Origin of the sequence: Streptomyces sp. NPDC051133 (assembly GCF_040682635.1) — a bacterium.
Classification (GTDB): Bacteria; Actinomycetota; Actinomycetes; order Streptomycetales; family Streptomycetaceae; genus Streptomyces.
On sequence record NZ_JBFBBK010000115.1, the window covers coordinates 1 to 6,848 of the forward strand.

General features: G+C 67.8%; 4 protein-coding genes and 2 pseudogenes. 3 read left to right on the forward strand and 3 right to left on the reverse strand.

The features are described 5' to 3' along the window. Positions 1-716 precede the first annotated feature (716 nt). The gene (locus tag AB0N17_RS44720; protein WP_366017447.1) at positions 717-1,703 is read right to left on the reverse strand and encodes a transposase; all 987 of its coding nucleotides are present in this window, start codon (positions 1,701-1,703) and stop codon (positions 717-719) included. 117 nt (positions 1,704-1,820) lie between these two features. On the opposite strand from AB0N17_RS44720, the pseudogene AB0N17_RS44725 reads away from it, so the two are divergent. Beyond that, positions 1,821-2,033: pseudogene (locus AB0N17_RS44725) on the forward strand (transposase); the annotation flags it as partial. A gap of 525 nt (positions 2,034-2,558) precedes the next feature. On the opposite strand, the gene AB0N17_RS44730 reads toward AB0N17_RS44725, so the two are convergent. Then, the gene (locus AB0N17_RS44730) at positions 2,559-3,650 is read right to left on the reverse strand and encodes a hypothetical protein (protein ID WP_366017448.1); all 1,092 of its coding nucleotides are present in this window, start codon (positions 3,648-3,650) and stop codon (positions 2,559-2,561) included. 103 nt (positions 3,651-3,753) lie between these two features. Between AB0N17_RS44730 and AB0N17_RS44735 the strand changes: the two genes are divergently transcribed. Beyond that, the gene (locus AB0N17_RS44735) at positions 3,754-3,930 is read left to right on the forward strand and encodes an IS3 family transposase (RefSeq protein WP_366017450.1); all 177 of its coding nucleotides are present in this window, start codon (positions 3,754-3,756) and stop codon (positions 3,928-3,930) included. Positions 3,931-3,992: 62 nt separating this feature from the next. Here the strand turns inward: AB0N17_RS44735 and AB0N17_RS44740 are convergent. Next, positions 3,993-4,547: pseudogene (locus AB0N17_RS44740) on the reverse strand (IS30 family transposase); the annotation flags it as partial. An 854-nt stretch (positions 4,548-5,401) separates the two neighbouring features. Here AB0N17_RS44740 and AB0N17_RS44745 point away from each other — a divergent pair. Beyond that, a complete protein-coding gene (locus AB0N17_RS44745; protein WP_366017449.1) occupies positions 5,402-6,697 on the forward strand; it encodes an IS256 family transposase in 1,296 nt (431 codons plus the stop codon). The last annotated feature ends 151 nt before the right edge of the window (positions 6,698-6,848 follow it).

Here is a 6,848-nt window from a genome sequence, read left to right on the forward strand (position 1 = left end):
AAAGTGAATTACGGGGGTAATCGCGGTCGGTGACCCATGCGGCGCGGCACCCAAACGGCCCCAGACCTCCAGGAACCAAAGAAGGCCAGTAAACGAGGCGGGGCAGTCACCCGGCCCAATGACCGAGGAAAGGGGCGGCCGAAACTGCCACAATAGTCCAACCTTGATAAATCTTCACATATCACTAATAGAGAAGGAGACCGTATAGCTGAAAGGCGGGGACATCCGGCGGACGGAATACTGTCAGGCCAAGAACAAAGAGAAGTGTCAATCCCCTCGCGCTGTGGAGATCCCTTAACCTCGCGCTTTCACGAGGTGGGCTGTCCAAGAGTTGATCAGAAACACGGAAAGTGCCCTTGACCTGCAACGATAGGACTTGCTGAGGGTCCTGTTGGCTGCAAGGAAAAGAGCACTTTCCAGGTGAGAGAGCCTATCTCGTCGTACCCACGTGTCCGTGTCCAGGGAGACGGTCGGCAGGTGCAGTGGTCTCGCAGGCCGGTGCGGTCCTGCTGCTGGAGACGGTCCGCAAGACGGGCCTTGACCTCGATCCGTCAGCGGTGATCGCTGCTCGCTGAGGTGATCGGTTCATCCCGTTTGTCCGGGCGGGTGTCGGGCGGGATCTTCGCGTGTCGCTGCGGGGTGCGCCGGGGTTCCACGTCTCCCGGGTGTGCTGGTCGGCTCCTTCCTGGTCTTCGGCGGGACAGCCGTGCCCCGGGTCAGGTGGCTGCGGGGAGCGTGCCGAGCCGGCGCCAGCTGGTGGCGAACGCGTCGGCCCAGGGCCAGGTGGTCTCGATCCGCAGCCATCGGCGGCGGGCGTGACGGGCGAGGTGGGCGGGCAGGTGGTAGAGGCGGAAACGCATGGTGTCGGGTTCGGCGTCGGCCAGTTCGCCGTGGTCGTGCAGGGTGAGCAGCCGCAGCCAGGCATCCAGGTCGGCGGCGAGGTTCGCGGTGAGCATCCACGCCTCGTTGATCTGCCAGGACTTCGAGGGCAGGTTGTGCAGCCCCATCGCCTTGTTCGTGCGGACGTGGTCTTCGACGACGGCATGGTGGCGGTGCAGGGCATCGAGCCACTGGATCTGGTGGGAGCCCGCGATGCGGGTCATCCTGGAGATGTTCGTCGCGGTCATGGCCAGGCACTCACCGGTATTCGCGCACCACGCGGCCAGCGGATGAAACCCGTAGGTCTTCTTCCAGGTCGCTGCGGCGCCCTGCTTCTTCGACGCGGCCGTGATGATCGTGGCGTCCATGTCGATCACGATCCAGCGGTGCAGCACCTTCCCCGCGATGGTCAGCCACGCAAACCCACCCGGCCGCAGACACAACAGCGACCACACGTGCCGACGCACCCGAGCCCGCACCTGTCCGATCTTCGCCAGCACCTCGCTGTCCATCGCGGCCAGCGCTCGGCGGGTCGTCGAGTCGGACACCGGCGGCCCGAACAGGCCCTGGTGATGGATCTGTACCTGCTCGGCGTCGGAAAGGTTCACCGCCCCGAGCGCGATCGCCACCGCGAGCTGCACGACCACCGCCGCGCGATGTCGCCAGCCGGCCCCCGTCCCGGCGGGCAGCACCGCCGCCAGCGCGGCCGTCAGCCCCGTACGGTCGGCCAGTCGGCGCAGCAGCACCGCCCCGGCATGCCCGACCAGTCCCTTACCGTCGGCGACCACGGACAGCCGCCGGTCCCACCCTGTAGGCTCGCTCACCAGATTGGTGCCCTGACTCTCGCAGCGGATACGACGTAGACACTCGCATCCTTGCAGGCCAGCGGCACCTTTCTGCTACCGGAACGTCAGATCACCCAATTCCGCTGAATACCCAGGGTTGACCAGGCGATATCCGCAGCTCTGGCTCCGTGGCGCAAACCGCGGGCCGTCCACGATCCCGGCAAGATCCTCCTGGACGTCGCCATGGCGGTCGCACTGGGCGGGGACTGCCTCGCGGACGTTGCGATGCTGCGGTGTGAGTCGACCGTCTTCGGCCCGGTCGCCTCCGACCCGACCGTCTCGCGCCTGATCGACGCCCTCGCCGCATCCGACTCTGTTGCTGAATGGCCTGCAGGGGTGCGGGGCGGCCCGGCATGATCGTTGGTGCGGTCGTTCTGTCTGCTCCGGCCGTAGGGGGTCGGTGTAGTGTCCATGCGACCGGGGGGACTGCCGCCTGTTCCTGAGCCTGCGCGTGGGGCAGGTCACCGGTCATCGCGCGGAGCGTCTCGTTCACCTCGCGCATCGTCTCCGCGCCGGTCAGCTGCACCCGGGCCGCGAGGATGGTGTCGGCGGCCGCGGTGAAGGCCAGCAGCCCGGCCGGGCGGGCGAGCGGCCCGACACGACCCACGGGGTCGGGATGGCTGTGGTGGAGCTGGGCCAGGGCGTGCCACAGGTCGCCCGGCAGATCCTGGGGTGCGGTCTCTTCTCGGCTGCGTCTCATGGGGCTTGTGTAGGGCCTCCGGCGGGCTGCCGCCGTCGGATGGGCCTGTCCGTCCCGCCCCGTGATGCGGTGGCTTCGGGGTCGGTCCCGCTGTGCGGCCTGGAGGCTGCCGACCGCACAGCGGGCTCGTGCGGTCAGGCTCGCCGGCGGAACCAGCCGCGGCCCCGGTCCGGCTCGGGGTCGTCCTCCGGCTCCGGCGGTGCGGCGGCCTGGAGGCGGGCGGCTTCGGCGGCGGCTTCCTCGCGGGCGACGTCGTCGGCGTGGCAGGTGCCGCACACGGACACGTCCCCGGCGTTCCAGGCCGTCCTGTGCGCGGTGGTCTCCTCCCAGCGCTGGTCGGTGAACTTCTGCCCGCACCGCTTGCACACGGGGCGCTGAGCCTCCCGCTCAGCGACGCGGCGTCGCTCCTCCTCCGCGTCGGCGCGGGCCTCCTGGTCGCGGAAGAGGACGTCGCCGTCGGGGTTGTCCAGCGCGGCCGTCAGCGTCTGCTCGCCCTTGCGTCCCAGCCGCCGCCACACCGCCGCGTCGGCGCCGTGCTCCTGGAGCTGCTCCAGGGTGGTGACGACGACGGGCACGGCCTGGCCGTAGTCCTTCGCCGTGATCCCCCGGTGGAGGGTCCGGTACCGGCGCGGTGCCCAGTAGCGGCGGCCGGCCTCCTCCAGTACGGCGACCGTGTTGGCGACCTTCGCCTCGGTGGTGTCCGCGAACACGAACGCCACCGGCACCAGGCCCTCCCTTCCGGTCGGCGGGTAGACCCGCCGCCACAGCCGCTTCTCGTGGTCGACGTGCTCGATCGCGTCCGGCCGGGAGCGGACCAGGTCCACGGTGTGCTTGTCCGCGTCCCTCGGCAGCAGCCGGCCCCACTCCCAGTACCGGCGCAGCTTGGCGACCAGGTCGTGCGCGTCCTCGGTACGGCGGTCGATCTCCAGCAGCAGCACCGGCACCCCGGCCTCCGGCGCCCGCACCACCAGGTCCGCCCGCTGCACGTAGCTGTTGCCGAGCCGGTGCCCGATCTCGGTCTGGAAGCCGAGCCGGTGCCCAATCCCGGCGCGGTGGAGTTCGGCGGCCGTCGAGGTGACCGCCGCGGCGTGGTCGTCGTAGCCGGTGCCGAGCAGCTCCCCGGTGTCCGGGTCGTACTCCTGCTTACGCAGCACCGAGACCCGTATGCCCTTCGGCTCCAGCAGGTCCTTCGCCTCGCCGTGTCCTCGCTTGGTCAGCACCCACACGACGAGCCCCTGGCCTGCACCGATAGATCACTCACTTGTCATGTAAGGACCCGAAACAGGCACTGAGTCTGAGGCGTTCAACAGCCTGTTCAAGGCAGAACTGATCCGCAACAAGGGCCCGTGGAGCGGCATCAACGACGTCGAGATCGCCGTCGCCGAGTACATCGACTGGTTCAACCAGAGGCGCCTGCACGGCGAGCTCGGCCACGTCACCCCCGCCGAGTACGAGACCGCCCACGACGCGGAAGAACCCCACCCCTCACTCCAGAAATCCAGCTAACTCACCCTCCACGAAACCCGGTGCTTGACACCACTCAAATTCGTGCAACTTCGTGTCGCACGGTCGCCCTCCCAGTGGCCCGGCACGGCCCGGTCCTCGACCTCGGCCGGACGGCTGCTGATCATCACCATCGGGTCGAGGAAGCGGGGGGTGCGGTGGGTAGGGCTGCGCCGCGGTTTGCGGCGCGTGCGACCGGTGCGGACGGCTGCCTGGACTTCCCGCCGCAAAACGCCCCTGGCCTGCAAATACAACGTCTCCACGCTCACCCGCATGCTCTGGTCGTCAGGATGTGCCTTCACCAGAGCGTGGCAGATCTGCTCCGGCGACCACTGTCTGCGCAGCCCCTCCCGGACGAAATCGCGCAGCGGGCTCTCGCGCATGAGTTTCGGTTCCTTCGGCCGCGGCCTGCGGGCGACGGCGGCCCTGTGCGCCGCGTAGGGGTGGTAGCCGTTGGCCCCGGAGTTGGCCCGCAGCTCGCGTGCGACGGTGCTGGCCGGCCGCCCCAGAGTCCGCCCGATGGCCCGCAGCGAGTGCCCGGCGGCCCGCATGTCACGTATCCGCTCCCGCTCGGAGACCGTCAGGAACCTCGGGTGCAGCTTCTTCTCCAGCGCCTTCAGGCTGACCGGTCTCATTCGCCTTTTCTGCCTTTTGCGAGCCCCAAATGACCTAGAGAGGGGAGCATAATGGTGATCTTTCTGTATAAATACTGATATGCCCGGTGGCGGACGGATAAGTACAACTCGGACTGCCCGATGTAGAAGGCGCGAGAGTCCGCGGGGGCATGGAGTGGTGACCGGGATCTGGTACACCTCAGAGGACTAAGGAGGACTGCTCGTTATGCGAGTAGCTACCCGAGCAAAGACAATGCCGAGTCGGGCGCGTTGGGGAGCGCGGTTCATCGGCGCCGGCCTGGCCACGGCAGTAGCGGTCGGTCTCGCCGCCAGCCCCGCATCGGCCGCGACGGTGGACCCTATCACGGTGCCGAACGACTCGAACTGTGCCAGCATCGGCCTGCCGGCGGGGTCCTACGACTTCGAGCAGCAGGCGGCACTGCCCCCCCCCCCAAACCACCCAGTTCGCCCCTCCGCACGACAACGGGTCCGTCACCCTCACCGGCAACCCCCTCGCTTTCGACTATGCCATCACGGGGCCCTACGCCGCGCGTGCCGTCATCGTCATTGACGGCGAGGGGCCTGGAACTACCACGGCCAACGCTTACGTGTATGACACGACCACCTTTCCCCATGGCCTTGCCACGGACACCAACCTCCAGGCCCCGGGAGGGTTGCCGATCACCAACGTCATCTTCTGTGTGACTGCCTCCCCTTACAACGGGAGCTGACAGCATCCAGGAGCAAGTAGGCAACCCGGCCGCATGACGCCCCCAAGCAAGCGTGCTGAGCCGGAACCCTGCACGGGAGTGGGTCTGTACGGTCTTCGGTGTAACTCCCGATCATGGAAGTAGCACCTGATGAGCGACGTGACTGTCTCTGCCGAGGCGGTTGAAGAGGTCCGGCCGGCCGAGTTGCCGGCGGACCTGCTGGATGACCAGTTGATCGGGCAGTTGGTCGACCGAGCCCGCGCGAGCGGCCTGCAGCTGACCGGCGACGGCGGGCTGCTGCAGCAGCTGACCAAGCGCGTTCTGGAGTCCGCCCTGGAAGGCGAGATCACCGACCACCTCGGCTACGAGAAGCACGACCCGGCCGGTGCCGGCAGCGGCAACAGCCGCAACGGGGCCCGGTCCAAGACCGTGCTGACCGACGTCGGCCCGGTGGAGATCACGGTGCCGCGTGACCGAGACGGCAGCTTCGAGCCGCAGATCGTCAAGAAGCGGCAGAGGCGCCTGACCGGCGTCGACGAGATGGTCCTGTCGCTGTCCGCGCGTGGTCTGACACACGGTGACATCTCCGCCCACCTGGCCGAGGTCTATGGCGCGAGCGTGTCCAAGCAGACCATCTCAACCATCACCGACAAGGTCATGGACGGGATGGCCGAGTGGCAGAACCGGCCGCTGGACCCGGTCTACCCGGTGATCTTCATCGACTGCGTGCACGTCAAGGTGCGCGACGGGCAGGTGGCGAACCGGCCCATCTACGTCGCACTCGCGGTCACGGTGGACGGCACACGCGACATTCTCGGCCTGTGGGCCGGCGACGGCGGCGAAGGCGCCAAGTACTGGCTCCAGGTCCTGACCGAGATCAAGAACCGCGGCGTCGAGGACGTGTGCATGGTCGTCTGCGACGGGCTCAAGGGCCTGCCCGACTCGATCTCGGCGGTCTGGCCCCAAGCGGTGACTCAGACCTGTGTCGTCCACCTGATCCGGGCGTCGTTCCGCTACGCGGGCCGCCAGGACTGGGACAAGATCTCCCGGGCACTCAAGCCGGTCTACACGGCTCCGACCGCGAGCGCGGCGGAAGACCGGTTCCTGGAATTCCAGGAAGAGTGGGGCGCCAAGTATCCGGCGATCGTGCGGCTTTGGGAGAACGCCTGGGCAGAGTTCGTACCCTTCCTCCAGTTCGACACCGAGATCCGCCGCGTCGTCTGCACCACCAACGCGATCGAGTCGGTCAACGCTCGCATACGGAAAGCCGTCCGGGCCCGCGGGCACTTCCCGAACGAGGCCGCAGCCCTCAAATGTGTCTACATGGCCGTCATGAGCCTGGACCCCACCGGCCAGGGACGCAAACGCTGGACCATGCGTTGGAAGCCCGCCCTGCAGGCCTTCGACATCGCCTTCGACGGCCGACTCTCCGTCGGCCGCCGCTAACTCACACCACCCGAGTTACACCATTGGCTGGACAGACCCACGGGAGTGTCTAATCAGGCCCTGTCTCACATTCGGTGGTGACGGAGCGTGCTGTTATCCGAGGAGGATGCGGTGCCGGAGCAGGGTGAAGCCTGCTCGTCCGTGCATCTGG